3 protein-coding genes are annotated in these 1,567 nt (G+C 56.5%); 1 reads left to right on the top strand and 2 read right to left on the bottom strand.

Features of this window, described 5'->3' with window-relative positions; genetic code table 11:
- Both IAE77_RS00035 and IAE77_RS00030 read right to left on the bottom strand, forming a co-directional pair.
- A partial coding sequence (locus tag IAE77_RS00035; RefSeq protein WP_294219604.1) for a DUF72 domain-containing protein occupies window positions 1-311 on the bottom strand: 311 nt, incomplete at its 3' end.
- Between the two features lie 146 nt (window positions 312-457).
- Window positions 458-733, bottom strand: a complete 276-nt coding sequence (locus tag IAE77_RS00030) for a helix-turn-helix transcriptional regulator (RefSeq protein WP_294219603.1) — start codon at window positions 731-733, stop codon at window positions 458-460.
- 115 nt (window positions 734-848) lie between these two features.
- Between IAE77_RS00030 and IAE77_RS00025 the strand changes: the two genes are divergently transcribed.
- Window positions 849-1,567, top strand: a 719-nt coding sequence (locus tag IAE77_RS00025) for an FHA domain-containing protein (protein ID WP_294219602.1), incomplete at its 3' end; no start/stop codon positions are given.

Genomic DNA, 1,567 nt, shown 5'->3' with positions numbered 1-1,567 from the left:
GTGACCTTGAAGCCAAAGCGGAACAAATCAGGAACCTGTTTGCACAAGCCCTCCAGGTATTGCGGGGAGGGAAACTTGTAGTAGCCCGCGTCCACGGAGACGGTTGGAAAGATCTCCGCGTATTCGGCCAAGCACTCGCGCTCAAACCGCGCCTCCGAGAATTTGCCTCGCGTGACGTAATGGGACTCGTCATACACCTGCCCGCACCAGCCGGGATATTTCCATGACGAGGTGCCGATGAACACAGATTCAGCCGCGAGCCTTTCAAGCGGTTCGCGGAGTCTGGCATGCGTGCGCTCATCAAACATCATCGTGCGCCATCATGCTTGGAAGAGAAGCCTCTGCAATGGTTCGGGTTCATGGCTCGCGGCTGTGGCACCTGGTTTACAAAGTCACTCAATAACCTTGGAAGTTGAGAGCCTTTGTAAATGTCCCAGCCTGCTGTGCTGAACGGGAATCACTTCACTTTGCCTGATCTGCCCTTTTTCACCGTGAGATGAGGCGCAAGACACTCTGACAATATCTGGCCCACATCCAGGTTCAGAGCCAGTCCATACCGAATCAGATTGATCAGGGTGGGATTGTCGTCCGGGTTCTCGATGTAGCGGGCCGTGGAACGGTCGAACCCAGCGGTGCTCGCCAGCGACTTCTTCGACACACCGGCAGCCTCGCGCTCCTGAGCAAGTCGTTTGCTCAGTTCGGAAACAATCTGGCTGGCAGCGTCGTCGGACACGCCTGCGACCATGATTGACAATTTCGGAACTGCGGATGAGGATAAATCCCCACCCTTGAGCGGCTGATCTCCTGGGCAGGCAACACCTCAATGCAATCCTGATCGACCTCAAGCCATGGCGCAGTCCCTTCCCACCCTGGAGATTGGCCCGCTCTCCCATTCGTTGGAAGCGGCGGTGATCAGCATCGGCAGGGCGGAAGACAACATGGTGGTTGTGGATGATGCGTCCGTATCGGGGCACCACGCCGAGATCGAGCAAACCGACAACGGCCTCATTCTTCGTGACCTGGGATCGACCAATGGAACCAGGGTGAACGGAGTGCCGGTTACCGAGACTGTGATCCATGAAGGTGATGCTGTCTGCTTTGGGTCGGTGGATGCGGTTCTCTGCAGGGCTTGCCAATCAGAGTTTAGCGCCGCTAGTGAAACAGGCTTGATCGCGGATCACATTCGAGAAATGCTCGACGAGCAACTGCAAGCAGGGAACATCTCCCAGGCTGACTACCATCGAAAGCTCGAAGTTCTGGAGGTTGCAGGGCAGATGATCCAGGCGAGATCGAGTTCTGATGCAGTTAGTGGCATGACCAAAGCCAAAAGGGCACGTCAGGCAACCACTCCACCACCATTACCGGCCGCCGCCGCAACGGAGCCGAAACCGTTGGCTCGCCTTGTGAGGTTTTGGAACAAACTGCCCTTCCCTGAAGCACGACACGTATTGTTGATGCTCTGCCTGATGGTCCTGATTTACAAGACTCCCCCCTTTCTGGCTGGCCCAGCAGCCGTTGGATATGTCTTTGGAGCCATTGCCTGCGTGTTGCCTTACGCCGTAGGGAG

It is taken from the genome of Prosthecobacter sp. (assembly GCF_014879935.1).
In the GTDB taxonomy this organism is placed as follows: Bacteria; Verrucomicrobiota; Verrucomicrobiia; order Verrucomicrobiales; family Verrucomicrobiaceae; genus Prosthecobacter.
Note: the sequence above shows the minus strand (reverse complement) of the source record. Positions and strands in the feature narration are given on the sequence as shown.